Consider the following 24777-nt stretch of genomic DNA (forward strand, 5'->3'; position numbering starts at 1 on the left):
CCAACGTGAGTGAGTGAATGACCATGGCGAACATCACGATCATCGGCGGAGGCCTGGCCGGCCTGGCCGCGGCGATCTCGGCCGCGGAAAAGGGAGCCCGCGTCACCGTCCACGAGGCCCACTCGCACCTGGGTGGGCGTGCCCGGTCGGCCTCGGCGCCCTACGTCACCAACGACGGCCCCCACACCATCATGGACAACGGGCCCGTCTGGCACTGGCTGCTCCAGCGCGGCCTGGCCGGCCGCTACGTACGGCTGTCGTTCCACGAGTGGACCCGGATGCGCTTCCGGCACCAGGGCAAACTGCGGATGACCCTGCCGAGCGGCTACATGAAGATGTGCTGGCTCCACCGGGACATCGAGGTCCCCATCGACCGCTCCTTCCAGGACTGGGCGAGCGAGCGCTTCGAGCAGCAGACCGTCAACGAGGCCCTCGGCTTCCTCGGCCCCATCCTCTTCGACGGCGACCCGGGCCGGCTCTCCGCGGCCTTCGTCTGGGAGCGGCTGCTGCGCGTGGGCACCCCCCGGTTCCCGCTGCCCAGCCGCTACTTCATCGGCGGCTGGGGCACCGTCATCGAGCGCATGGAGCGGGTGGCCAAACGGCACGGCGTCGTCATCGAGACCGGGTCGCGGCTCACCGAACTGCCCACCGACGGACCGGTGATCGTCGCCACCTCGCTCGCCTCGGCCCGCAGCCTGCTGGGCGACAGCTCGCTGGACTGGCCCAGCGGCACCTCCGCCTTGCTTGACATGGCCGTGACACGATCGAAGAAGGACGGGAACGTCTCCTTCGACATGGACGAGGGCGGCTTCACCTCCCAGTACTCCGACCACGACCCCTCGCTCGCCCCGAAGGGCGAGGCCCTCTTCCAGGGAGCCATGCCGCTGCGTCCCGGCGAGTCGAAGAACGAGGCGCTGGCCCGGCTGGAAAAGCTCTTCGACCTCACGACCCCGGGCTGGCAGGACCGCATCCTGTGGCGCCGCGACGGAGTCTCCAGGGGCCGCACCGGAGCCCTCGACCTGCCCGGCCTCAGCTGGCGCGACCGCCCCGCCGTCGACCGCGGGGACGGCGTCTACCTGATCGGCGACGCCGTCGCCGCCCCCGGCATCCTCGCCGAGACCTCGATCAACAGCGCCGTGCACGCCGCCGAACTCGCCGTCGCCGCCAAGCCGGTGACACGGCGCACCGCCGTCGGCAGCCTGCGCTGAGAACCCCCTCCTTCCCACTCCACCCTCCAAAAGGGGCGGTACATGAGAATCACGCTTTCCGAGCGAGGCACTCCCGACTGGCTGGTCGCCGCAGACCTTGCCCAGAGGGTGTTCGCCAAGCAGTACAAGGCCAGCATCTCTCCCGACCCGGACAGCTTCCTCGCCTTCTTCGAGGACTCCGAGGACGGGACCGAGGAAGCCCTCGCCTGTGCGGGCCTGTCCTTCCCCGAGGGGGAGGGGCCCATCCTGCTGGAGCGCTATCTCGACGCTTCCGTCGAGGACGTCATCGGTGCCTCCGTCGAGGCACCGGTCAAGCGCTCCCAGGTCATGCAGGTCGGCAACATCTCCTCGGTCCGGGCGACCGCCGGCGCCGAGATCATCAAGGCGATCCCACTGGTCATGGCGTGCCTCGGCCGCCCCTACGCGGTGATGACGATGACCCACCGGCTCGCCGCCCTGATGAAGCGGCTCGGCGTGGTCTTCCACCCCCTCGCCGACGCCTCGCCCGACCGGCTCTCCGTCGAGGAGGCGGCCACCTGGGGCTCGTACTACGAAACCCGGCCGATGGTCGGGTACGCCATAGCCGCCGAGCAGAGCACGCTGCTGCTCGCCGCGATCGGCCGCTACTGCTTCGAAACGATCGACATGCGGTTCGTCAGCAACCGCCCGGAGGCGAAGGTGCTGACCCGTGCCGCGTGACACACCCCGGGTGTCCCTCGCCGGGAGACTGCTCGAACAGGCGGACAGCGAAGCCGTGATGGTGCGCGTGCTCCCCGCCGTCGGCCCGGACGGCGCCCCCGCCGGTACCACGGCCGCCTGGAGCTACCGCGAGATCATCGGCGCCGCCCTCGTCTGGGCCGGACGCCTGGAACGCTGGGCCGAGGAGCACGGCCGCGCCGCCCGGGTGGGACTGCTCGCCGAGAACTCTCCCGAGTGGGTCGTCGCCGACCTCGCCCTCCTGTTCGGCGGAGCCGTGGAGATCCCGGTCCCCACCGCCTTCACCGCCGAGCAGGCGGCCTCCCTCCTGGAGACCGCAGACATCTGCCTCGTCGACGACAGCGGCGCCCGCGCCCTGGAGCGCTGGACGGAGAGCACCGCGATCGCCGTCCTGCCGGCCGGCTGCCCGGTCACCCCCGTCGACCTGCCGGAACTGCTGTCCGGGGCGCCCGCCGCGGGGCCCCTCCCCGAAGTCCCCGCGCAGGACGCGGTCGTCAAGGTCATCCACACCTCCGGCACCACCTCGGCCCCCAAGGGGGTACGGATCCGCCGGCACGGCCTGGACGAACTGCTGACCTCGCTGCGGGCCCGCATCCGCCCGGCCGACTTCGAGCGCTACCTCTCGGTCGTGCCCCTGAGCCTGCTCATCGAGCAGGTCGCCGGGCTCTACATGCCCTTCCTCACGGGCGGGTCGGTGTCCTTCCTGCCGCCCGGCACCGCGCTGGTCGGCACCGCCGCCGACGCCGGGCCCCGGATGCTCACCCTGCTGCGCCAGGCCCGCCCCACCGCCCTGGTCGTACCGCCCACCGTCGCCGCCCTGTTCCTCGCGCTGTGCGACGAGCAGCCCGGTGAGAGCGTGCAGGAGCGGCACCAGCGGATCTTCGGCCACGACGGCCCGGTCTTCATCGCCTGCGGCGGAGCCCCCGTGCCCGCGGAGGTCCTGCAGCGCCTGGACGCGTACGGACTCGCCGTCCACGAGGGCTACGGGCTCAGCGAGAACTCCTCGGTGGTCTCCTGGAACGTCCCCGGCGAGGTCCGGTTCGGCACCGTCGGACGCCCGCTGGACCACGTGCAGGTCGAACTGGCCGAGGACGGCGAACTGCTGATCCACAGCACCTCCCTGTTCGCCGGGTACACCCGGGAGGACCCCTCCAGCGTCGTCGTGGACGAACAGGGGCGGCTGCACACCGGCGACCTCGCCGAGATCGACGAGGACGGCTACCTGCGGATCACCGGCCGCAAGAAGAGCATGGTGATCACCGCGAGCGGGCGCAACGTCTCTCCAGAGTGGGTCGAGTCCCGCTACCGAGAACTCGGCTTCATCCGCGAGGCCGCGGTCGTCGCCGACGGGCTCGAACAGGTCCACGGCCTCTTCGTCGTCGATGCCGGCCTGGACCACGCCACCGCACGGCGCCGGATCGACGAGTTCGGCCGCGAACGGCTCTCCGGCATCGAACGCGCCGCCGTCATCCACCTCATGCCCGAGGACGACCCCGGGTACGCCACCTGCTTCACCGTCACCGGACGCCCCCGGCGCGACGTCGTACGGGCCCACGTCCTGCGCATCCACAGCGAGCCACACCACAGCGAGCGACACCACAACGAGCGACACCACAACGAGCGACACCACAACGAGAAGAACCTGGAGAAGGCATGACCTCCGCTGTCATCACGACCGCCACCACGACCACCGCTGTCCGGACCACCCCCTACGGCACCGGCACCGGACTGCTCGTGGAGCCCGTCGAGGGCGGAAGCCTCGCGGACATCGACCCGAAGGTCCTGCGCGACCTGCTGGCGGAGGCGGGCTTCCTGCTGCTCCGGGGCTTCACCGGCTCCGACATGGCCGGCTTCACCGCGCTGGTGCAGTCCACGTCCACCTCGACCACCATCGACCCCGCCCGCGACTTCTACTCCGAGGTCGCGCAGAAGGTGGACGCCGGCTTCGACGAGGTCGGCCTGCACACCGAGAACGGCAACAGCCCCTTCCGCTCCCACCTCGCCTGGTTCTTCTGCGAGAAGGCCGCGTCCTCCGGCTCCCAGACCACCGTCTGCGACGGCTACCGCGTCTGGGACGCCTTCAGCCCGGCGGCGCGCGAGGCCTTCGCCGCGCAGGACATCGTCTACAGCCGCTACGTCGCCGAGACGCAGTGGCGCGCCATGGCCCACCACCTGCTCGGCGGAACCAAGCCCGCCGAGGAGATCGACGTCGAGGAGCTCATCGCGCTCGGCGACCGGACGCCCGGCACCAAGATCGTGGCCCAGGAGGACGGCGGAGTCCGCTACTCCTTCCGCACCCCCGCCGCCGGCCGCACCGTCTTCGCCGAGCGGCCCTCCTTCGCCAACAGCATCCTCGGTCCCTCCTTCAACTACGAGAAGCCGAAGATCACCTTCGCCGACGGCACCGAGCTGTCCGCGGAACTGCTCGCCGAGGTCGAGTCGGTGACGGCCCGGCTCACGGAGAACCTCGACTGGCAGGACGGCGACGCCGCCCTCATCGACAACACCCGGGTCATGCACGGGCGCCGGGCCATCACCGATCCCCACCGCACGATCTTCAACGCCCTCAGCTACATCGAGGCCCCCGCCGCCTGACCGTCCGGACCGATGGGAGAAACATCCGATGGCACGCTCCGGAGACACCCTGCACATGGGGGCCGACCGGCTCACCTTCCTGGCCACCGCGGCCGACACGGACGGCGCCTACCTGGAAGTGGAGGTCGACTACGCGAGCGCCGCCCACATGCCGCCCGCGCACTACCACCCCAAGCAGACCGAGCTCTTCCGCGTCCAGAGCGGGCAGATCAACGTCCGGCTCGACGGCACCCTGCACACCTACAGCGCGGGAGCCGAGTTCCACATTCCGCCGGGCGTGGCCCACTCGATGTGGAACGACGGTCCGGAGCGTGCCCGGATGACCTGGCGCGTCACCCCCGCCTACCGGACCGAGCAGCTCTTCGAGACCCTGTGGGGACTGGCCGGCGAAGGCAGGCTGCGCCCCGACGGCACCCCCTTCCTGCAGATGCCGCTGCTCGCCCTGGGCTTCCGCGAGGAGTACCGGGCCGTCACCGGCCGCCCCTTCGCCGTCGACATGGCCCTGTCCACCCTGCTCGCGCCGGTCGGCCTGGCCTGCGGCTACCGCCCCACTTACCAGCCGCCCCAGCGCGCCGACCAGAGCAGGACCGCAGCCTGACCGACCCGTACGTTCGCCCGTACGTCCACCCGCACGAACCGGCATTCGAGCGGGACGCGAGGGCGCGCCGAGGCGTGCCTCCTAGCGTCAGCCGCATCAGAAGACGGTCAATGCGTGGAGGAATGTCATGGCCATGGAGCACGAGTTCATCCTGCCCGGTGCGGATCTGCCCCAGCCCGATGCCGACCTGCGCAAGAAGCGCGAAGCGGTCATCCTCGAGCACACGGTCGCCGAGATCGCCTGGGACATCGATGGTGTGCTCGCCACCTTCCCGCGCGGTGGCATCTACCGCATCCAGGCCTTCGAGGAGGGCCCGCTGATCGGTGCGGAAGCCATCAAGAAGGGCTACTTCGCCGAGCTCCAGGCCGCTTTCCCCAACCTGGAGCACGAGCTGCACCACGTGCACCACACCCCCACCGCGGTCATCCTCGAGGCGCAGGCGCGCGGTAAGCAGGAGGCGGACTGGCGGGGCATACCCAACCTCGGCAAGTCCATCGACGCCCCGGTCGCCGTCTTCTTCCACTTCGACGGCGACGTGCTGGTCGACGAGACCCTCTACTTCGACATCGCCACGTTCCAGCGTCAGCTCGGCTGACCCGGTACGCCCTTCGCGCTGATGCGGGGCCCCGTACCGATGCCGGTGCGGGGCCCCGCAGCGTTGCGGCGCCCCGACCGGAACTCAAGTTGAACTTGAGGTTCCGTCCGTAGCGTCATGAGCGCCGGCTCGGCATGTGTCACCCTCCAGAAAGGAAGCTCTGAATGAGCGCCGTCAACCCCCCAGCCTCGGGCGGTGGAAACAAGAAGGTGGTCTTATGGGCCATCCTCACCACCAGCGTCGCCTCCTTCATGGCGGGGCTCGATCAGCTAGTGATCATCACTGCGCTGCCGACCATCAAGGACAAACTGGGCGGCAGCCTTTCGGATCTGGAATGGACGGTCAACGCCTACACGCTGTCCTTCGCGGTGCTGATGATGTTCGGCGCCGCACTGGGTGACCGCTTCGGCCGGCGCAAGGTCTTCGTCCTGGGCCTGCTGCTGTTCACGGCCGCCTCGGCCGCCGGGGCGCTCGCCCCGGGCATCAACGAACTGATCGCGGCGCGCGCCGTGCAGGGTGCGGGCGCGGCGATGATCATGCCGCTGTCGGTGACCCTGCTGACCGCCGCGGTACCCGCGGAGAAGCGCGGTACGGCACTGGGCATCTGGGGCGCCGTCAACGGCCTCTCGGTCGCCGCCGGCCCGCTCGTCGGCGGTGCCATCGTCGAGCACCTCTCCTGGCAGTGGATCTTCTGGCTCAACGTGCCGATCGGTCTGATCCTCGCGCCGGTCTCGCTGCGCATGCTGGCGGAGAGCAAGATCTCCGGCTCCCGCCTCGACGTCGTCGGCACCATCCTGGGCGGCATCGGCCTGTTCGGCATCGTCCTCGGCATCGTCAAGGGCAACATCGACGGCTGGACCTCGCCGCTGGTGCTCGGCTCCCTGATCGGCGGAGCCGTCGTCATGGTCCTGTTCGTCCTCTGGGAGAACCACACCGAGCACCCGATGGTGCCGATGCGGCTGTTCCGGATCAAGGCGTTCACCGCGATCAACCTGGCCGGCACCCTGATGTCGGTCGGCATGTTCGGCGCGATCTTCCTGATGACCCAGTTCTTCCAGAGCATCCAGGGCTACAGCGCCATGGAGACCGGCGTCCGGCTGCTCGCCTGGACCGCCATGCCGATGGTCGTCGCCCCGCTCGGCGGCATGGTCTCCGACCGCATCGGCGGCAAGCCGGTGGTCACCCTCGGCCTCGCGATGATGACGGCCGGCATGGTCTGGTGGGCCTTCGTCCTCGAACCGGGCACCTCCTACGTCGCCCAGCTGCCCTCCCTGATGATCTGCGGCGCGGGCATGGCCCTGTTCTACGCACCGTTGATGAACCTGACGATGGCTTCGGTCAAGGAGCACGAGCAGGGCATCGCCTCGGGCGTCACCGCCGCCACCCGTGAGGTCGGCGCGGCGCTCGGTGTGGCCCTCCTGGCCTCGATCTTCAGCGCCAACGGCGGGTACGCCTCGGCGGAGAACTTCGTCGACGGCCTCGTCCCCGCCATGTGGGTCGGCGCCGCCGCCGTGGCCGCCGCGACCCTGTCCATGCTGATCGCCCCGGGCCGCCGGGCGGCCGGCCCGCCCGTGGCGCAGTCCGCGTCCCCGTCCGCGTCCAAGTCCGCATCCGCATCCGCGTCCCCGTCCGTCGGGGCCCCGCCCACGGCCGCCGCCGAGGAGTCCGCACCGGCCGCGGTGCGCTGAGGCCGCAGCCCCGTAACCCCGCAACCCCGAAGCAGTGTCGACGGCCTCCGCGCCCGTGCGCGGAGGCCGTCGCCATGTCCGCTCCAGCCCGCTCCGAGCGCTGCCGGAGCCGGCCGTCACAGACTCTGACCCGGCCCGCAGTTCACGACTACGACAACGAACCGAGGAAACATGCCCATTGAGGAGATGAAGATCCAGGACGCCTTCCGGATCACGCCGTCGCCGCTGTCGGACAACCGCGGCAGGTTCTTCGAGGCCTGGCGCATCGGCGAACTGACCGAGCTGACCGGCCAGCCGTTCACCGTACGGCAGGTCAACTTCTCGGTCTCGCGGCGCAATACGCTCCGCGGCATCCACGGCACGATGCTGCCGCCCGGCCAGGCCAAGCTGGTGACCTGCGTACGGGGCGCCGCCCTCGACGTGGTCGTGGACCTGAGGGTCGGCTCGCCCACCTTCGGGATGTTCGACACCACCCTCCAGGAGGCCGACTCGGGCATCGGCGTCTACCTCGCGGACGGCCTCGGCCACGCGTTCCTCGCCCTGACCGAGGACACCTGCATGAACTACCTCTGCTCCGAGGAGTACGTGCCCGGCACCATGGTGGACATCCAGGCGCTCGACCCGGAGATCGGCATACCGTGGGACAGCTCGGAGCCGTTCATCAGGTCCGAGAAGGACGCCGCCGCGCCGAGCCTCTCGCAGGCCGCCGCCCTCGGACTGCTCCCCACGTACCAAGAGGCCGTCGCGTCCTACGGGGACTCCTACGCGAACCGCCCCGCCCGCTGATCCGGGCGCACGAGAAACGCGGCGGGCGATGTGCATGCCCGCCGCGTCTTCGTGTGCCCGCCGGCCCGGTCAGGTCAGGGCGGCCCGTTGCTGAAGGGGTTCCCACCAGGCGCGGTTGTCCCGGTACCAGGCGAAGGTCTCCGCGAGCCCCTCGGCGAAGTCCTTGCGCGGCCGGTAGCCCAGCTCGGCCGAGATCTTGGAGCAGTCCACCGAGTAGCGCAGGTCGTGCCCCAGCCGGTCGGCCACGTGCTCGACGCTGTCCCAGCCCGCACCGGCCAGGTCCAGGAGCAGCGTGGTCAGCTCCTTGTTGCTGAGCTCCGTGCCGCCGCCGATGTTGTACACCTCGCCGGGCCGGCCGCCGGTGCGCACCAGCTCCAGGCCCTGGACGTGGTCGTCGATGTGCAGCCAGTCCCGGACGTTGAGCCCCTCCCCGTACAGCGGGACGCGCAGCCCGTCGAGCAGCCGGGTGGCGAACAGCGGGATGACCTTCTCGGGGAAGTGGTGGTGCCCGTAGTTGTTCGAGCAGCGCGTGACCCGCACGTCCAGGCCGTGCGTGCGGTGGTAGGACAGCGCGATGAGGTCGGAGGAGGCCTTGGAGGCCGCGTACGGGGAGTTGGGCCGCAGCGGATCGGTCTCCGGCCAGGACCCCTCGGACACCGAGCCGTACACCTCGTCCGTGGAGACGTGCAGGAAGCGGGCACTGCCGCCCGGGCGGCGCAGCGCCGCGTCCAGCAGGGTCTGGGTGCCCAGTACGTTCGTGGTGATGAACTCGCCGGCGCCGAGGATGGAGCGGTCCACGTGGGACTCGGCGGCGAAGTGCACGACCTGGTCGTGCCCGGCCACCAGCTCCCGCACCAGCTCCGCGTCGCAGATGTCGCCCTGCACGAAGCGGAAGCCGGCGTGCCCGCGGACGGGGTCGAGGTTGGCGGGGTTGCCCGCGTAGGTGAGCTTGTCCAGCACCGTGATCTCCACGTCGCCCGGTCCCTGGGGGCCCAGCAGCGTGCGGACGTAGTGGGAGCCGATGAAACCGGCTCCGCCGGTCACCAGGATGCGTGTCGTGGTCATGAGGATATCTGCACCTTGCTGTGGTCTCCGAGGACGAGCCGGTGGGCGGCGGGCACCGGCGGGGCGGGCGTCACCTCCGCGTGGCGTCCGATGATCGAGGCCTCCACACGGCTGACGCCGCGCACCGAGGCCCCGTCCAGGACGATGGAGAACTCGATCTCGCTGTCGACGATCCGGCAGTCGCGGGAGATGGACGTGAACGGGCCGATGTAGGACCCCGAGACCACCGTGCCCTGCCCGATCACGGCGGGACCCACGATGCGCGATCCGCTCACCTTGGCGCCCTCGTCGATCTGGACCCGCCCGATGATCTCGCTCTCCTCGTCGACCTCGCCGCGGGTGTGCGGTTCGGCGAGTTCGAGGACGGAGCGGTTGACCTCCAGCATGTCGGCGACGTTCCCGGTGTCCTTCCAGTAGCCGGAGATCGTCGTGGAGCGGACGTCCTCGTGCGCGTCGATCAGCCACTGCAGCGCGTGGGTGATCTCCAGCTCGCCGCGCCAGGACGGCTCGATGGCGCGCACGGCCCGGTGCACGGCGCTGGTGAACAGGTAGACCCCGACGAGGGCGAGATTGCTCTTGGGGACCTTCGGCTTCTCCTCCAGCCCCACCACCCGGCCGTCGGGGCCCAGCTCGGCCACCCCGAAGGCCCTCGGGTCCGAGACCTCGGTGAGCAGGATCTGCGCGGCCGGCCGCTCCGCCTGGAAGGCCTCGACCAGGCCGCGGATGCCGCCGACGATGAAGTTGTCCCCGAGGTACATGACGAAGTCGTCGTCGGCGAGGAACTCGCGGGCGATCACCACCGCATGGGCCAGGCCCAGGGGCGCGGACTGCGGGATGTAGGTGACCCGGAGCCCGAACTTCGACCCGTCGCCGACGGCTTCCCTGATCTCCTCGGCGGTGTCCCCGACGACGATCCCGACCTCGGTGATGCCGGCGTCGGCTATCGCCTCCAGGCCGTAGAAGAGCACCGGCTTGTTGGCCACGGGAACGAGCTGCTTGGCTGATGTGTGGGTGAGGGGGCGCAGGCGGGTTCCGGCCCCGCCGGAGAGCACGAGAGCTTTCATGGCACCGAAGGCTAGGAGCGGGCACTTGAGCCGGGGTGGGGGACCGGCCGGGCAGCTTTCACCCGGACGCAGCGATGAGTTTTCCCGGACCGGAAGGTCTCAGTAGCGTCGTCGACCGTCGACAACACAGGAGGAGCACGTGGCTCAACTGCTGAGGGTCCAGAATTTCAACGTCTCGAGCGACGGGATCGGTGCCGGCGAGGACCAGACCCTCGAGAGGCCGTTCGGGCACGTCGATCCCGGGAGGCTGTTCGCCTGGGCCGGCGCCACGGCGAGCTGGCCCATGCGCACCGATCCCGGAGGCAGCCGGGGCCTCGACGACTACTTCACGCGGGACTACGCCCGCAACATCGGCGCCGAGATCATGGGCCGCAACAAGTTCGGGCCCCAGCGCGGGCCCTGGCTCGACCACACGTGGCAGGGCTGGTGGGGCGACGAGCCCCCGTTCCACACCCCGGTGTTCGTCCTGACCCACCACGCGCGTCCTTCGCTCGCGCTGTCCGACACCACCTTCCACTTCGTCGACGGCGACCCCGCCACGGTCCTCCGGCAGGCCCGGGAGGCGGCGCAGGGCAAGGACGTCCGGCTCGGCGGCGGGGCCACCACCATCCGGCAGTTCCTCGACGCCGACCTCGTCGACACCCTGCACGTGGTGGTCTCACCGCTGAAGCTCGGGTCCGGAGTACGTCTCTGGGAGTCCCCCGACGAGCTGCTCGACCGGTTCCACCTGGACGTCGTTCCCAGTCCGAGCGGGGTGACGCACCACCTCTTCTGGAGGAAATGACCGCTAGGGGTCCTCCAGAACGGCTCGACCGGGGTTGAGGATCCTCGGTTCACCGCCCACCGACGCGAGAGCCCCAGAGAGGCACCCCGATATGTCTGACAACCACCGCGAACTCATCCAGCGCTTCGTGGACATGATCAACAGTCACGACCTGAGCACGATGGCCGAGCACACCGCTCCCGGACACATCGACCACAACCCGATCGTCGCGGACGGCATCGAGGCCAACACGGCCTTCTTCCAGCAGATCTTCGACGCCTTCCCGGACGTCAAGATCCTCGTGCACGACCTGATCGTGGAAGGCGACCGGATCGTCGGCCGCTTCGAGTACTCGGGCACGCACCAGGGCGTCTTCTTCGGCATACCGGCCACCGGCCGCACCCTCACCTTCCAGACGATCGACATCTGGCGCGTCGAGGACGGTCTGCTGGCCGAGCACTGGGACCAGCTCGACGTGGCGGGGATGTTCCACCAGCTCGGCGCCGACTTCTACGCGGGCCAGGGCGAGTAGCGCCCCACGGACAGGTGACGGGCCGATGGGCCGGTGCACGCGGTGGACCCCACCGCACGCACCGGCCCATCGGCCGTTCCGCCGTTCCGCAGTCCTGCCGTTCCGCAGTCCCGTGGGCCCGTAGGCCCACGGGCCCGCAGTCAGAACGAGGCGGCGCGCTCCACCTCGTCCACGAGCCGGGCGTGGGCCAGGATCGCCTCCGTGTGCGGGGTGAAGTCCTCCCCGCACAGCACGGCCCGGGCGAACACGCCGGCGATGTTCGTGAAGTGCCGGTCCGCCTCGAGCGGGATCTCCGTGACGGTGCCGCCCCGCTCGACCCGGAGCACGGGCGTGAGCTCGTCCGGCGTACTGAAGGCGCGCTCCAGACGCAGCCGTCCCTCGCTGCCCCACAGCCCGTAGCCGCTGCGGTAGCCGTGCTCGACCCCGTACGCGAGCTGGGCCGCCACCCCCGACGGCGCGACGAGCAGCGCGCTGCCCGAGGGCTGCGGACCGTACGGGCTGTCCGGGCGCACCTGCGCACCCGCCACCCGCAGTCCGTCGCCGAGGAAGAGCCGGGCGGCGCGGATCGGATAGGCGGCGACCTCCGGCAGGGTGCTCGCCCGCCGCGGGAGCCCCTCCGGCCCCGCGTCGGGGCGCAGCGGGATGCCGAACTCCGAGCCGAAGAGCTGGACCTCGCCGATCAGGCCCTCCGCCACCAGCCGCCGTACCTCCGCGTGCTGGGAGTGGTGGAGGAACATGAAGTTCTCCATCAGCAGCAGACCGCTCTCCCGGGCGAACGACACGGCCTTCTCCGCGTCGGCCAGCCGGGTCGCGAACGGCTTCTCGCACAGCACGTGCTTGCCGGCGGCCAGCGCCCGCAGGGTCCACTCCACGTGCAGCTCGGGCGGCAGCGGCACGTACACCGCGTCCACGTCGTCCCGCTCCAGCAGCTGCTCGTAACCGGCCACGGCGGCGCCGCCGAACCGCTCGGTGAACTGCCGCGCCCGCTCGATCCTGCGGCTGGCCACGGCCGTCACCTCGACGAGCGGCTGCCTCAGCATCGAGGGCAGCATGCGGCGCTCGGCGATGTCCGCGCACCCCAGCACACCGATCCGCAGTCGCCCGGCCTTCGGCTCCGTCCCGCCTCCGCTCGAGCTCCCGCTCACAGGCCGTACTCCCCGTCCAGCGCCCGGGTCGCGCGCAGGCTGGTCAGCAGCGTCCTGGCTTCGATGTTGAGGTAGTTGCTGTGCCGCAGCAGGCCCGCGAGCTGTCCCGGAGTCACCCAGAGGAAGTCCTCGGGAACGTCGAGGGGGAAATCGTCCCCCACTTCGACGAGCACGTAGCGGTTGCCCGCGTGGTGGAAGCGGCCGCCCTCCTCGGACTGGACCGTGTCGTACAGCAGCCGGCCGTGACCCCGCAGGACCAGTTCCAGGTAGCGCGGCCGCTGCTCGGGGGGCAGGGTCAGCGCCCGGGCCGGCTGGCACTGCACGGTCGGGCCCAGCTCCGCCACGTCCAGTACGCCCGCCTCGGACCTGGCCTGTGCGAGCAGGTGCGTCACCCCGCCGATCCGGCGGACCAGGAAGGCCGCGAGCCCCTGCTCCGCCGGGGCGATCAGCGGCTGGGTCCAGCTCTTCACCTCGCGGTTCGCGGCCTGCACGGAGGCGGCGATGACGCTGAAGTGGTGACCCGTCTCGTGCTCGATCGCGTACTCCGTGCGCTGCCAGCGCTGTACGTCCGACAGCGGCATGGTGGTCTGCACCAGCTCCCGGAGCGCCTTGATCTCGGTGAGCCGGTTCAGCAGGTGCTCCGTGCTGTGCAGCGGAGTGCCTTCGCTGGCGAAGGAGGGGATCAGCGACAGCACCGTGCGGGCGTCCATGTTGACCACGTTGGACTCGTTCAGCAGCTGGTGGATCTGGCCGAGCGTCAGCCACACGAAGTCCTCGTGCTCCGGCACGTCGCCGATGGCCTCCACCACCATGTTCCGGTTGCGCTTGCGCAGGAACCAGGAACCCTGCTCGGACTGGAGCGAGTCGTAGAGGACCCGCGAGCCCACCCGCGGCGGCCGGAAGTACTCGATGTAGTTGACGGCCGCGCCCTTGTGCACGCCGGTGTAGTTGCTCCGGGTGGCCTGCACGGTGGGGGACAGCTGCACCGTCTCGATGTTCCCGGGCTCCATCTTGGCCTGCATCAGGCAGTGCAGGACGCCGTCGAACTCCTTGACGACGATGCCCAGGATGCCGATCTCGGGCTGGTTGATGATCGGCTGCGACCAGGACGCGCCGTACCCGTTCCACTCCGTCCGCACGTCCAGTCCCACGACGGAGAAGAACCGGCCGCTGTCGTGGACGAGGTTGCCCGTGGACTCCTCGAAGTGCCAGCCGACCAGCTCGGAGAAGGGGATGCGCCGCACGTCGTAGCGGTTGGTGCGCCGCTGCTCCGCGAACCACGCGCGGAACACCGGGTTGGGCGTCACCGCACTGTCGAGGGTCTGGGCCGACAGCGTGAACCGTCGCCCGAGACTCGGAACGAGGCCCGCGGGCACCGTCTGGGCTGTGATCATCAATGACTCCTTCGCCTTGTTCCGCATGCCCAGGGGCAGGCGGCCGCATCGCGAGGATGGGGGCGCGCGATCGGCTGCCACTGGAGCGAGCCTCGACAGGAAATTAGCCAGTGATAAATTTCCTAGCAACACTAGACAAGGGGTGGCGGCGACCCTACGCTGAGGCCTCATGAGAATCCTCTTTGCCAGCGTGGGCAATTTCGGGCACATCTTCCCCTTGCTTCCCTTGGCGAGGGCCGCACGAGCAGCCGGCCACCAGGTCGCGTTCGCCACGGGTGAGCAGTTCCACCAGACCCTCCGTGAGGCGGGGTTCGAGCCGGTCACGGCAGGCCAGTCCGTGCCCGAGGCGTTCATCGAAGCAGCGGGCGGTCAAGCCTTCCTCGAGCAGCACGGTGGCGAGGTGGGAGCTCAGGACGTCCCTGCGTCGGTCCTCGCGGACCTGCACATCAAGGTGTTCGGCTCCGTCCTGCCCCGCTGGGTCGCCGCCGACCTGGCCACGGCCTTCGCCACGTACCGCCCCGACCTGGTGGTCCACGAGGTGCTCAACCCGGGCGCCGGCTTCGCCGCACGGCTCGCCGGCATCCCCGCCGTCGCGCACGGCGTGGGCCCGATCTCGCAGGACCACGAGGCCGACCGGCTCCGCCAGGAGATCCTCGCCACCGCGGCCGACCTGGGCGTCGACGTTCCGGCCGACCGCGCGAGCACCCTGGGCAACACCCTCATCGACATCTCCCCGCCCTCCATCCAGGACCGGAGCGTCCTCGAGTCCGGCTGGCCGCGCATCGAGCTGCGCCCCGTCCCGTACGTCGAGCAGGGCGAGATCCCGGGCGGACTGGGCGCCTCCGGCGACCCGTTCGTGTACCTCACCCTGGGCACCGCACTGGGCTCCGCCGACAACCTGCGCACGGTGATCGACGGGCTGCGCCCGCTGGGCTTGCCGGTCCTGGTGGCCACCGGGTTCCGGATCCAGCGCGCCGAACTCGGCGAACTGCCCGCCAACGTGATCGCCGCGCCGTGGGTGCCGCAGTCCGAGGTGCTGGCGCGCGCGTCGCTGGTGGTCCAGCACGGCGGCAGCGGCACGACCCTGGCCACGCTCGCGGCCGGACTGCCCCAGCTGATCGTCCCGCAGGGCGCGGACGGCCCGGCCAACGGCCAGGCGCTGCACGCCGTCGGCGCCGGCGAGGTCGTCTTCGACCTCTCGGCCGACGCCGTGACCGAGAACGCCCGCCGCATCCTGGCCGACGAGAGCTACCGGGACGCGGCCCGCAAGGTCGCGGCGGAGATCGCCGCGATGCCGGACCCGGAGGAGGTCGCCGCCCGCCTCCCCGACTTCGCCGCCTGACCGGAGCTTCCCCGACCGGCGCCCCCACCCCGGCCCGACCGGGCCGGGAAGGGGCGCCGGACCGAACTCCCGGACGTCCATCCCCCGTCGTCCGGGCCCACGGCATCCGGTGCGCACGGATCTTCCCCCGGTCACGCGCGCACCGGATATACCGTGGCCCGTCAGCCCAGCGGTATCACCGAAGTCCGGGCACGACCGGACACGGCAGCACCGTCGGCGACACCCGGCAGGTCCTCGACGGGCTCCTGCCCGTCCGCGCCCGTCAGCGCCTCCACACAGCCCCGCAGTTCGCCCGCCAGCTCCGCCGCCTCGGCCCGGGTGAACACGCCGGAGGCGAACTCCAGGCTCAGCAGCGGATCCCCTCCCCACCGCAGGACCCTCAGCGTGGCGTCCGCGGTGGTGCCGCCCAGGTGTCCGTGGTGGAAGCGCGAGGTGAGCCCTCCCGCCTCCAGGGTCTCGGGCAGCAGTTCGTCGCAGGCCGCGAAGGCCACCTGGGTCAGGGCGGGCCGGGACCGGTCCGCCGGTGCTCCCAGCTCGCGCGCCAGGGCCGCCGTGTCGAGGTCCGCGTAACCGAGGGCCTCGCCGAACTCGCAGGCGACACCCCGCAGGAAGTAGTCGACCCCGCCCTCCAGCTCACAGCACACCGGCACCGTCGCCGAGCACGGCGCGACCGTGCCCATCAGCTCGGCCGTGGGGCGCCGCGGCATCTCGGTGCCCACCAGCAGCCGTTCGTGTCCGGAGCGCCGGCCCGCGGTCAGCGCCCACGCCGAGAGCAGGACGACCGCATGCGGTACCCCGGCCCGCGCGGCCGTCGCGTCCACCGCCTCGCGCAGGGCCGGGCCGAGGCCGAACAGCACCCGGTCGCCGCGGAAGTCGAACACCGCCGGCCGTCGGCCCGACCCCGTCAGGTCCACGACGGCGGGGAAATCGCGCAGCCGCTTGATCCGTTCGGCCGCCAGTGCGCGCAGCGCACCGGACCGGTCGTGCCCCTCGGCCCGCCGCGCGACCGCGTCGGCACCGCAGCGCTCGCTCCGGTCGAGCGGCCGGCTCCCCACGGCGCGGCCGTAGTCGGCGAGCAGCTCCCGCCAGACCAGCGAGACGGACCAGCAGTCCACCGCGGCCTCGTGGTACAGGAAGGTCAGCAGGTGCCGGTCGGCCGCCAGCCGGGTCAGGGCGAAGGCGAGCGGCGGCCGTTGCGGATGCCCGGCCAGCCGCTCCACATCCACCGCCAGCCGCGCGTGCGCCGCGGCCACCAGGTCTTCGCCCGGCCCGGCGGTCACCTTCGCCATGACGACGAGCGGCAACGCGTACGCGTCGAGAACGCGTCGTACGGGGCCTCGCGGCGAGGACCCGAACGCGGTCCGCAGCCCCTCGTGGCGTGTGCTCAAGGCATCCAGGGCCGTACGCAGCCCACCCAGGTCGAGCGGCCCGGTGAGCTCGGCGCTGAGCATGCGGTGCACCGCGGCGGCGCCGGTGTACTGCTGCGCGGTGAGGGCCGCCAGTTGCCCGGGCAGCAGCTCGCGCGGCCCGGAGCGCGACGCGTCGGGCGCGCCGCCGCGCGGGACGGCAACGGCCCGCGCGAGTACGTCCGCCAGCGGGACGGGGCCCAGCAGCTGGGGTATGTCCAGCGAGAGTTCCAGCCGTTCGCCGGCCATGGCCTGCAGCCGCATGGCCTGGCCGAGCCCACCGCCGAGGGTCATGAAGGGCGAACCCGAGGCCCTGGCCGGCAGGGTCCGCCGGTCGTGGCCCAGCAGGTCCGCCGCCAAGTCGAGCAGCTGCTCCAGGGGAGTCGGGGTCTGCATGGGGGTGGCCTCTCCGTGGGCGGTCTTGCCCCGCATGCTGCCGACCGCACCTAGAAGGCCACTAGACGACGGCTACGGGCACCGGCCGAAAAGACCCCCACGCAAAGACAGAAACCCTATCACTGACAACTAGAATTTCACCGACAGTGCTACCGTAGTTCGCATGACCCTCCGAGAGCGCCGCGTCCGCGAGCAGGCCCAGCGCCGCCAGTTGATCCTCACCACGGCACGCGAAATGGCCGAGGCGGAGGGCTGGGACTTCGTCACCACGCGGCGGCTGGCCGAGCGCATCGAGTACAGCCAGCCCGTGCTCTACCAGCACTTCAAGAACAAGGACGCCATCGTCAACGCGGTGGCGCTCGAAGGGTTCACCGAGCTGACCGCCGCACTGCACGCGGCCCGGCTCTCCTCGGATGACCCGCACGCGGCCCTGGACGCGGTCGCGCGGGCCTACGCCGACTTCGCGGCCCGCGGCCCGGTCCTCTACGAGGCCATGCTCACGCTCGACGTCGGCCTGGAACACTCCGAAGCCGGCACGCCGCAACCGCTCCTGACGGCCTTCGCCGAGATCAAGCAGGCCGTCGAGCCCGTGGCGGCGGACCGCGACCCCGACCTCGTCGCCGAGGTCCTGTGGAGCGCCTGGCACGGCCTGGCCACCCTCACCTGGGGCCGCCGCCTGCGCCCGGACCTCACCCGCGAGCGCCTGGCCGCCCTGACCGACATCCTGACCGGCCCGGCGGCCCACGCACCGTAGGGCGAGCGTCAGACCGAGCTGTTCACGGGCTCGGGCTGCTCGGGCCGCGCGCTCTCGTGCTCCTTGACCCGCTTCCCGAGCAGGATGAACAGCAGGACGAGCCCCACGGTCAGGATGATGTGCCCCAACCCTCCCACCAGGGAGAAGAGTTCGGGAACTTCATTCCCGAGCACGGTCTGGGTGCCCCGGTAGAGCATGCTGAGGCAGGTGATCGTGAGACCGGTGTTGTAGAACCAGTAGAAGTACGTGAACTGCTTGTTCCCGGACAGCCCGAACACCTTGTCGAGGCCGAGGACTATGAGGAAGACCAGCATGCCCAGCGCGAGCAGATGCGTGTGGAGCACCGAGAGCTGGGTCTCGCCCTCGAACTCGTTGATCTTGGTCATCTCGCGGTAGTACAACCCGGAGATCACGCCGACAATCATGTAAATGTGCGCCGCGACGTACGACTTCCGCATCCCCGTGCCCGCTCCCTGCTGATCCAATAGCGCCCCTGACGGTGGCCATTGAAGCATCTCGCGTAGCCTGTTCGGCGGAACCAAATGCATTGCTCAAGCCCGATTCGAGCGAGATTCCACAGCCCCTCTAGTCCCACCCGCCCTCACGGCCCGCCGCCGCAGCAGCCCGAAGGCGCCGGTCGTCGTACCCGGCACCCACCCACTGACCTGCGACGAAGCAGCCCCTCAGGCACACCTCAACCACATCCGAGGCGCAGGTGAGTTGAGCGCGCACGCACCTCGGGGCGAGCCCCGTCCCCCCACAGGACCACCCGGGGCCCGACCTCCACGGTCTGGCGAATTCTTCTCCAGCGGTGGCGGGAAACAGGCAGGCGGGACGCAAGGACCTCAGTCGAGATAGGTGTAGCTGAGCGGGTTGCTGAGCCGCCCGCACTCGGTGCCCGCGTAGACGGAGACGATCGCCGCCGTGGGCCACGGGGGTGCGACGGCGACGACGGCGGTGTCACTGAGCACGACCACCTCCGAGCTTTCCCGCCCCGTGAAGCATCCGTCGGCCCCCACCGTGCCGAAGAACACCCGCGTAGAGCTGCTGAGGCCGGCGCCGGTCAAAGTGACCTGCGTCCCGCCGCTCCGCGGTCCGGCATCCGGCTGGAGCGCGACGAGCTGCCCCTGCGGGACCCCGTCCGGCGAACCGGAGACCCCTCCGACCGCACAGCGTCCGGGCTCAGCCCCCTCGGCCCGCGCTGCGGACTGGCCCAAAGGCAGGATGCACAGAAACACCGCGGCGAGCAGCAGCCCGCTCGGGCGCCGGGTACGCGTCATGACAAGAACCCTTCCGGCGGAGAAGACGGAACCGGAGGCACCCGGACCCGCCCCATCATGGGGAACCCGCACGACCCGAATCCAGTACAAACGCCTCATGTCGCCCACGATCCTCCGAGCCCCCGGCTGCCCCAGCCGACCTCAAAGAAGACCAGCCGTTCGTCCCCGCCCCCGTGCGGCGGGCACCAGCCCGTCGGAGCGCTGCTGGATCTCGAACGCCCCGTACGGCGCCGGGTCGCCGGTGTCGGCCAGCACCCGCAGGTACCGCTCGGCGCCGGCCCCGTCCCCGTCAACGGGGAGAAGCACGAGGCGTCGGGTCAGCAGCGGTTCCATCCCCCAGGGGATAACAGCCCTGCCGCACGCGCTGCACCCGGATTTCCGCTATGACGCAGGTCACACGAGCAGACCTGTCACACGGGCCGGGTCGCCGGTGTCTTGTGCCCAGAACCCCTTCGAGGCGACGGAGACACACCATGAACCAGAACAAGAACACCGAAGTGGTCGTCATCGGCGGCGGCTACGCGGGCGTGATGGCCGCGAACCGCCTGACCCAGCGCGGCGACGTGACGGTGACTCTGGTCAACCCGCGTGCGGACTTCGTCCACCGGGTCCGGCTGCACCAGCTGGTGGGCGGTTCGGACGCGGCGGTCATCGCCTACCGGGACGTCCTGGCCGAAGGCGTCCGCCTGCTGGTCGACACGGTGGCACACATCGACGCGGACGCCCGCACCCTGGCCCTGACCTCGGATGCCACGCTCGCCTACGACTACCTGGTCTACGCGGTGGGCAGCGCAAGCGCCGACCCGACCGTGCCCGGAGCGGCCCAGTACGCCTACCCGATCGCCACCCTGGAAGACGCCCAGCGGCTGCGCCCGGTCCTGGACGCAGCGCCCTCGACGGCCGCGGTGACGGTGGTCGGGGCCGGCCCGACGGGCATCGAGACCGCCGCCGAGCTGGCCGAACAAGGCCGGGCCGTGACTCTGGTCTGCGGCGGGGTCCTGGGCCCCTACCTCCACGCCCGGGGCCGCCGCTCGGTCGCCGCCCGCCTGGCCCGCCTCGGCGTCACGGTCCTCGACGGCCCCGGCACCAAGGTGACGGCGGTGACCGGCGACACCGTCCACCTCGCCGACGGCCGCAACCTGCCCACCCTGGTCACCATCTGGACCGCCGGCTTCGCCGTCCCGGACCTGGCCGTCCGCAGCGGCCTGACCACCGACGCGCTGGGGCGCCTCCTCACGGACGAAACCCTGACCAGCGTCGACGACGCACACATCGTCGCGGCCGGCGACTCGGCGACCCCCTCGGGCATGCCCCTGCGGATGAGCTGCCAGGCCGCCATGCCGATGGGCGCACGCGCCGCCGACACCGTCCTGGCCCGGATCGCCGACGAGCAGCCGGCGACCCTCAACCAGCCCTTCGCAGCCCAGTGCATCAGCCTGGGCCGCAACGCCGGCATCTTCCAGTTCGCCAACCGACTGGACGCCGCGGTGTGGTTCAACATCAACGGCACCCTGGGCGCCAAGCTCAAGGAAACCGTCTGCAAGGTCATCCCCAAGCACCTCGCCGACGAGGCCGCCAAGCCCGGCTCGTACAGCATGCACCTCAAGTCGGGAGACACCGCCCGCCGGCAGCGCCTGCAGGTCACCCAGACACCGACCCCCGCCGACCAGATCGCCTAGGGCCCACCAGAGCAGCGACGCCGGACTGCGGACGGGCAGGGTTTGAGACCGGTCGTGCAGTCAAACGATGCTGTCTGTCCGGGCCGGACTGCACTCCACGATTTTGCGTGCTGCAAGCAGTCTGTTCGGGTGGTCGTCGTCGAGCAGTCTGGTGGTGATCAGGATCGCTTGGATGATGCTGACGCCTTGGTCTTTCAGATCCTGCTGGATGGTGTCCATGTTGACGTTCGCGCCCAGTAGCTGTCTGCATGCGTCGATCTGATCGCCGAGCTGTTGCGCCCGTTCGGGAGTCAGACCGTGAACGTTGGCGAGGAGCTCTTCCGCGGTGTGGCTTGGCATGCCGGCGATTCTCTCAGAGCTTGTAGCTGCTCCCAGGCGTTCGATGGGGGAACCGTGCGTATGTCGAAGCGTGTTGTGGCTGTTGTGAAGACGCTGTTTGCTGCGGTCGGGCTTGCGATGGGTGGTGTCAGTGTCTAGGACGGCGACACCACGGTTCAGGCCGGCACCATAATCAACCGCCCGTAACGGCTGACTGCTGTGACGGCAGGAGAAGCCATTCCCTGGCCCCACCAAGCTGTCGCCGGCAGCTGCCCTGCTGTCCCGGGAGGCTGTGATCCCAGAGTCAATCCGCACTCAAGATTGATGCAGCAACCTGCGTCTTACCTCTACCGGACATGAAACGACCACTTTGCCCATGGTGGTGGCCGTCCTGGTGGCGGCGGTGGGGACCCGAGGCAAATCTCATTTTTGAGCATGTTCAAATAGGGGTGTGTGCGGCTACAGACCGTGCGTCCAACCTTTGGGGAGTGAACATGCGTGCTGGGGCTGTGGTGACGAGGGGGAGCGGTGGATGGTGGCTTGTCGCCGTACTGATCGCCTCTGCGTTGGTCACTTCGGGGTGTGCGGGCCCGGTCGATCGCGACGAGTTGCCTGGTGTGTACCGCAACGAGAAGACGGGCGGCGAGATCCGGCTCGATGCGGACGGAAAGTTCTCTGCCACGGAGATTTCGGAAGGCGAAGTCGAGGGGCGGGGAAGCGCTGACCCCGTCAACTTCGGTGGCAAATGGAGCGTCACCCCCAGCAACTTCGTCTACCTGGAGGTGGATGACGATGGGCTCGACGACATCCAGCTCTACACGGAGGGGCCGAAGAAGGCGTATCTCCATCCCGATCCGGACGGACCGGTGACTTTGACGCTCACCAAAGTACCCGCGCCGTAGACCCTGCGTCCTCACTCCGGCGCATGGCGGCACGGCCCCGAGCGCTCCACCAGTGGGTGACCTGTAGCGTCGAGTAGGAGCCGAAGCGTTGATCACCTTGGAGGGGCTGATGGAGGCGAAGAGTGAGTGGCCGGAGCTGATGGGGAAGCCGGCGGAGGAGGCCCGCGAGCAGATCGCGGCGGAGTTCCCGGAGATTGCGGTCCATGTGGTGCCCGATGGCAGCATGGTGACGATGGACTTCAACGAGCAGCGGGTGAGGCTCTTCGTGAAGGACGGCAAGGTGGTCAGGGAACCGAAGCGCGGCTAGGTTCTGCATCTTTGGTCAGCGTCGTGTCCAGATGAGGACCGCGGCGAGGTGGAGTGCTGCCTGGTAGGCGGTGGCGGGTTTGTCGCATCGTGTGGCCAGGCCGCGCCACTGCTTGTAGACCTCGGCGTCGATGCCGGGCGGGCGGCTGCGGGATGACCGCGCGTATCCCGCGTCGTAGCAGGCGGGACAGGACGGCACGGCCTTCGGACCCGCGATGGCCGCGAGCGTCGGCGGTGATCAGCCCACCGCCGTCCACGGACCTGATCGGCCCGCATCAGCGGCTCGATCCGGCCCCGCACCCCCCTCAGTGATCACTAATCGGGCAGACACATCCGATCAACTGACCAACCCATCAAAAAGAGAAGAGCTAGCCAGGAGACCCCAGCCGGCTGCTCCCGCGGGGCAGTCGGGCCCTGGTCAGATCGTGACCGGACCGTGGGCGGTGGCGAACTCGACCGAGACCAGGCCCGGTTCCTCATCCTTGACCCAGGTGACGTCGATCTGGTCGAGGGGGTGGTCGGCCGGCTCGCCGAGGAATTCGGCGATGGAGGCGGCGTTGCCGGCGATGGAGACCCCGTGGATGGTGGTGGAGGTGCGCGGGTCGGCGCTCGGGCGCTCCTCGATGGGGACCAACCACTGAAGGAAGTAGGGCAGTTGCGGTTCCTCCAGAAGTTCCAGCAGGCCGATCTGCTTCCACCTCAGGTCGAACCCGTCGGGGCGGACACGGTGGCCCTCGGCCGAGGTGCGGCCGAGGCGGGCCTCGACCGGGGCGATGTCGTCGACGGAGACCACCCAACCGAGCCAGCCGCCGCCCTCGGCGGCGCGGCGCGCGACCGCCTGGCCGAAGGGCGCGCGGTCGGCGGCGGGATGGTCGAGTGTGGTGACAACCTCGACGTAGGTGCCGCCGCTCAGCGGGAGAATGAAATTGCGGGTGCCGAATCGTGGGTGCACGCCCCCGTCGACGAACCCGGCGCCGAGGGCCGATCCGATCCACTGGACGGTCGAGACGAAGCTGTCGCGGGCCACCGCATAGGACACGTGATCAAGTCGCACCATGCCATCATCACCCGCCAACCCGCACAAATCCCGACGCCACGCCCGCCGTGAGCGGATCGATCACCGTCATCCCGGCGGGGAGGCCCAGTCGAAGTCAGGCAGCAGTCGAGGCCCAAGCCCCGCTCGATCAGTCGCTGCGAGGCGATCGCTGCGGCCACAGGATTTCGATCCGGTATGCAGCATCATCCGCACCGCACTTCCAAGAGACAGGCCCCAGCCCCTGCTGCCAGCCTGGCCTGCGGAGCAGGCTAGGTCCTGGAGGCGAAGCCGGAAGGGCCCTGGGGTGGGGTAGCGGAGCGGACCCGCCCAACGGGCCGGAGGCCCGGATCCCGTGAAACGGGGTCATCTCCCGCGCGGAGCGCGGGAGCTCTGGGGCCTGCGGAGCAGGCCCGCTTTTGGTGGAGCGCAGCGGACCAGAGCCAGTCCGGCGCGAAGCGAAGGACTCCCGACCGAAGGCCGGCCATGGCTCGCAGCGAAGCGGAGAGCTGGGCCCGAAGGGCCCCGGCCGAGCGCAGCGAGGCCGTTCGGTCTTGAGCGCGCAGCGGACTCCTCAGGAGCGTAGCGCTCAGGGACCTGGAGCGAAGCGGAGGGTACCCCGGAGCCCCAAAGGGGGAGGGCCGGCGGGAAACACCCCGCTTCTTCTCAAGCGCGCAGCGCTTGGGAACCCGCAGCGAAGCAGAGCTTCTACCTCCGCCAGGGCTCATCTCCCAAGCGCGCAGCGCTTGGGTACCCGGAGCGAAGCGGAGGGCCTACCGCCGCGCAGCGGCGGGGTTCCGCTCTCAAGCGCGCAGCGCTTGGGTACCCGGAGCGAAGCGGAGGGTACTTCCCCCTGCGAGCCCGCAGCGAAGCGGAGGGCCTCGCAGCCACACAGCGGCGGGGTTGAGGCGGAGCCGGAAGGGCTCTGGGGTGGGGGAGCGAAGCGGACCCACCCAACGGGCCGAAGGCCCAGACCCCGTGAAACGGGGTCATCTCCCGCGCGGAGCGCGGGAGTCTTTGGGCCTGCGGAGCAGGCCCGCTCTGGTGGAGCGCAGCGGAACCAGAGCCAGTCCGAAGCGAAGCGAAGGACCCCGGCCGAAGGCCGGCCATGGCTCGGAGCGAAGCGCAGAGCCTGGGCCCGAAGGGCCCGGCCGAGCGCAGCGAGGCCGTTCGGTCCTGAGCGCGCAGCGCTCAGGTACTGTCTCTTATAC

At 70.3% G+C, this 24777-nt stretch carries 26 protein-coding genes and 1 pseudogene; 15 read left to right on the forward strand and 12 right to left on the reverse strand.

Annotated elements, in window-relative coordinates:
- Window positions 1-23 precede the first annotated feature (23 nt).
- From ACFVX6_RS12745 to ACFVX6_RS12780, 8 genes are all read left to right on the forward strand, one after another.
- Window positions 24-1208, forward strand: a complete 1185-nt coding sequence (locus tag ACFVX6_RS12745; RefSeq protein WP_389690632.1) for an FAD-dependent oxidoreductase — start codon at window positions 24-26, stop codon at window positions 1206-1208.
- Window positions 1209-1250: 42 nt separating this feature from the next.
- Window positions 1251-1907 (forward strand): thermostable hemolysin, encoded by a 657-nt coding sequence (locus ACFVX6_RS12750; RefSeq protein WP_389690634.1) that lies wholly within the window; start codon window positions 1251-1253, stop codon window positions 1905-1907.
- On the forward strand, window positions 1897-3582 hold the full coding sequence (locus tag ACFVX6_RS12755) for an AMP-binding protein (RefSeq protein WP_389690636.1): 1686 nt from the start codon (window positions 1897-1899) through the stop codon (window positions 3580-3582). The genes ACFVX6_RS12750 and ACFVX6_RS12755 overlap by 11 nt, the downstream gene beginning before the upstream one ends.
- Entirely contained in the window at window positions 3579-4520 is a 942-nt protein-coding gene (locus ACFVX6_RS12760; protein ID WP_389690638.1) for a TauD/TfdA family dioxygenase, read from the forward strand. Before ACFVX6_RS12755 ends, ACFVX6_RS12760 begins: the two co-directional genes overlap by 4 nt.
- Window positions 4521-4548: 28 nt before the next feature.
- Window positions 4549-5118 (forward strand): cupin domain-containing protein, encoded by a 570-nt coding sequence (locus ACFVX6_RS12765; protein ID WP_389690640.1) that lies wholly within the window; start codon window positions 4549-4551, stop codon window positions 5116-5118.
- 127 nt (window positions 5119-5245) lie between these two features.
- Window positions 5246-5713 carry an ester cyclase gene (locus tag ACFVX6_RS12770; RefSeq protein WP_250745285.1) on the forward strand — a complete coding sequence of 156 codons (468 nt, stop codon included), beginning with the start codon at window positions 5246-5248 and terminating at the stop codon, window positions 5711-5713.
- A 164-nt stretch (window positions 5714-5877) separates the two neighbouring features.
- Window positions 5878-7401 carry a DHA2 family efflux MFS transporter permease subunit gene (locus ACFVX6_RS12775; protein WP_389690642.1) on the forward strand — a complete coding sequence of 508 codons (1524 nt, stop codon included), beginning with the start codon at window positions 5878-5880 and terminating at the stop codon, window positions 7399-7401.
- 171 nt (window positions 7402-7572) lie between these two features.
- Window positions 7573-8187 carry a dTDP-4-dehydrorhamnose 3,5-epimerase family protein gene (locus ACFVX6_RS12780; RefSeq protein WP_389690644.1) on the forward strand — a complete coding sequence of 205 codons (615 nt, stop codon included), beginning with the start codon at window positions 7573-7575 and terminating at the stop codon, window positions 8185-8187.
- 69 nt (window positions 8188-8256) lie between these two features.
- On the opposite strand, the gene rfbB is transcribed toward ACFVX6_RS12780, so the two are convergent.
- Both rfbB and ACFVX6_RS12790 read right to left on the reverse strand, forming a co-directional pair.
- Window positions 8257-9252: a dTDP-glucose 4,6-dehydratase gene (rfbB, locus tag ACFVX6_RS12785; protein WP_389690646.1), complete on the reverse strand. Its 996-nt coding sequence runs from the start codon at window positions 9250-9252 to the stop codon at window positions 8257-8259.
- The gene (locus tag ACFVX6_RS12790) at window positions 9249-10316 is read right to left on the reverse strand and encodes a glucose-1-phosphate thymidylyltransferase (RefSeq protein WP_389690648.1); all 1068 of its coding nucleotides are present in this window, start codon (window positions 10314-10316) and stop codon (window positions 9249-9251) included. The genes rfbB and ACFVX6_RS12790 overlap by 4 nt, the downstream gene beginning before the upstream one ends.
- A gap of 139 nt (window positions 10317-10455) precedes the next feature.
- On the opposite strand from ACFVX6_RS12790, the gene ACFVX6_RS12795 reads away from it, so the two are divergent.
- Complete coding sequence (locus ACFVX6_RS12795) at window positions 10456-11100, forward strand: dihydrofolate reductase family protein (RefSeq protein ID WP_389690650.1); 645 nt, start codon at window positions 10456-10458, stop codon at window positions 11098-11100.
- Between the two features lie 91 nt (window positions 11101-11191).
- Window positions 11192-11611, forward strand: coding sequence for an ester cyclase (locus tag ACFVX6_RS12800; RefSeq protein WP_389690652.1), 420 nt, complete (start codon window positions 11192-11194; stop codon window positions 11609-11611).
- 140 nt (window positions 11612-11751) lie between these two features.
- Here ACFVX6_RS12800 and ACFVX6_RS12805 read toward each other — a convergent pair whose 3' ends face one another.
- The gene (locus ACFVX6_RS12805) at window positions 11752-12756 is read right to left on the reverse strand and encodes a Gfo/Idh/MocA family protein (RefSeq protein WP_389690654.1); all 1005 of its coding nucleotides are present in this window, start codon (window positions 12754-12756) and stop codon (window positions 11752-11754) included.
- Window positions 12753-14150 (reverse strand): NDP-hexose 2,3-dehydratase family protein, encoded by a 1398-nt coding sequence (locus tag ACFVX6_RS12810; RefSeq protein ID WP_389690656.1) that lies wholly within the window; start codon window positions 14148-14150, stop codon window positions 12753-12755. The genes ACFVX6_RS12805 and ACFVX6_RS12810 overlap by 4 nt, the downstream gene beginning before the upstream one ends.
- A gap of 169 nt (window positions 14151-14319) precedes the next feature.
- On the opposite strand from ACFVX6_RS12810, the gene ACFVX6_RS12815 reads away from it, so the two are divergent.
- Entirely contained in the window at window positions 14320-15492 is a 1173-nt protein-coding gene (locus tag ACFVX6_RS12815; RefSeq protein ID WP_389690658.1) for a glycosyltransferase, read from the forward strand.
- A gap of 161 nt (window positions 15493-15653) precedes the next feature.
- Here ACFVX6_RS12815 and ACFVX6_RS12820 read toward each other — a convergent pair whose 3' ends face one another.
- Entirely contained in the window at window positions 15654-17330 is a 1677-nt protein-coding gene (locus ACFVX6_RS12820; RefSeq protein WP_389690660.1) for a condensation domain-containing protein, read from the reverse strand.
- Window positions 17331-17457: 127 nt separating this feature from the next.
- Here ACFVX6_RS12820 and ACFVX6_RS12825 point away from each other — a divergent pair, with 127 nt between their 5' ends.
- A complete protein-coding gene (locus tag ACFVX6_RS12825; protein WP_389690662.1) occupies window positions 17458-18048 on the forward strand; it encodes a TetR/AcrR family transcriptional regulator in 591 nt (196 codons plus the stop codon).
- A gap of 8 nt (window positions 18049-18056) precedes the next feature.
- Here the strand turns inward: ACFVX6_RS12825 and ACFVX6_RS12830 are convergent, their stop codons facing one another.
- The 3 genes from ACFVX6_RS12830 to ACFVX6_RS12840 form a co-directional block, all read right to left on the reverse strand.
- The gene (locus ACFVX6_RS12830) at window positions 18057-18563 is read right to left on the reverse strand and encodes a DUF2871 domain-containing protein (protein ID WP_389690664.1); all 507 of its coding nucleotides are present in this window, start codon (window positions 18561-18563) and stop codon (window positions 18057-18059) included.
- A gap of 330 nt (window positions 18564-18893) precedes the next feature.
- Window positions 18894-19328: an IPT/TIG domain-containing protein gene (locus ACFVX6_RS12835; protein WP_389690666.1), complete on the reverse strand. Its 435-nt coding sequence runs from the start codon at window positions 19326-19328 to the stop codon at window positions 18894-18896.
- Window positions 19329-19469: 141 nt separating this feature from the next.
- On the reverse strand, window positions 19470-19634 hold the full coding sequence (locus tag ACFVX6_RS12840; RefSeq protein WP_389690668.1) for a hypothetical protein: 165 nt from the start codon (window positions 19632-19634) through the stop codon (window positions 19470-19472).
- Between the two features lie 167 nt (window positions 19635-19801).
- On the opposite strand from ACFVX6_RS12840, the gene ACFVX6_RS12845 reads away from it, so the two are divergent.
- On the forward strand, window positions 19802-21007 hold the full coding sequence (locus ACFVX6_RS12845) for an NAD(P)/FAD-dependent oxidoreductase (RefSeq protein WP_389690670.1): 1206 nt from the start codon (window positions 19802-19804) through the stop codon (window positions 21005-21007).
- 60 nt (window positions 21008-21067) lie between these two features.
- Here the strand turns inward: ACFVX6_RS12845 and ACFVX6_RS12850 are convergent, their stop codons facing one another.
- Window positions 21068-21346: a hypothetical protein gene (locus ACFVX6_RS12850; protein ID WP_389690672.1), complete on the reverse strand. Its 279-nt coding sequence runs from the start codon at window positions 21344-21346 to the stop codon at window positions 21068-21070.
- Window positions 21347-21813: 467 nt separating this feature from the next.
- Here ACFVX6_RS12850 and ACFVX6_RS12855 point away from each other — a divergent pair, with 467 nt between their 5' ends.
- The gene (locus ACFVX6_RS12855; protein WP_389690674.1) at window positions 21814-22227 is read left to right on the forward strand and encodes a hypothetical protein; all 414 of its coding nucleotides are present in this window, start codon (window positions 21814-21816) and stop codon (window positions 22225-22227) included.
- A gap of 109 nt (window positions 22228-22336) precedes the next feature.
- Window positions 22337-22534 (forward strand): serine protease inhibitor, encoded by a 198-nt coding sequence (locus ACFVX6_RS12860; protein WP_389690676.1) that lies wholly within the window; start codon window positions 22337-22339, stop codon window positions 22532-22534.
- A 15-nt stretch (window positions 22535-22549) separates the two neighbouring features.
- Here the strand turns inward: ACFVX6_RS12860 and ACFVX6_RS12865 are convergent, their stop codons facing one another.
- The 3 genes and pseudogenes from ACFVX6_RS12865 to ACFVX6_RS12875 form a co-directional block, all read right to left on the reverse strand.
- On the reverse strand, window positions 22550-22732 hold the full coding sequence (locus tag ACFVX6_RS12865) for a hypothetical protein (protein WP_389690688.1): 183 nt from the start codon (window positions 22730-22732) through the stop codon (window positions 22550-22552).
- 29 nt (window positions 22733-22761) lie between these two features.
- Window positions 22762-22864 (reverse strand): annotated as a pseudogene (locus tag ACFVX6_RS12870) (IS5/IS1182 family transposase); the annotation flags it as partial.
- A gap of 87 nt (window positions 22865-22951) precedes the next feature.
- A complete protein-coding gene (locus ACFVX6_RS12875) occupies window positions 22952-23590 on the reverse strand; it encodes a VOC family protein (protein WP_389690678.1) in 639 nt (212 codons plus the stop codon).
- Window positions 23591-24777 lie beyond the last annotated feature (1187 nt).

The sequence above is a fragment of the Streptomyces sp. NPDC058289 genome, from assembly GCF_042880975.1.
Classification (GTDB): domain Bacteria; phylum Actinomycetota; class Actinomycetes; order Streptomycetales; family Streptomycetaceae; genus Streptomyces; species Streptomyces stoeckheimensis.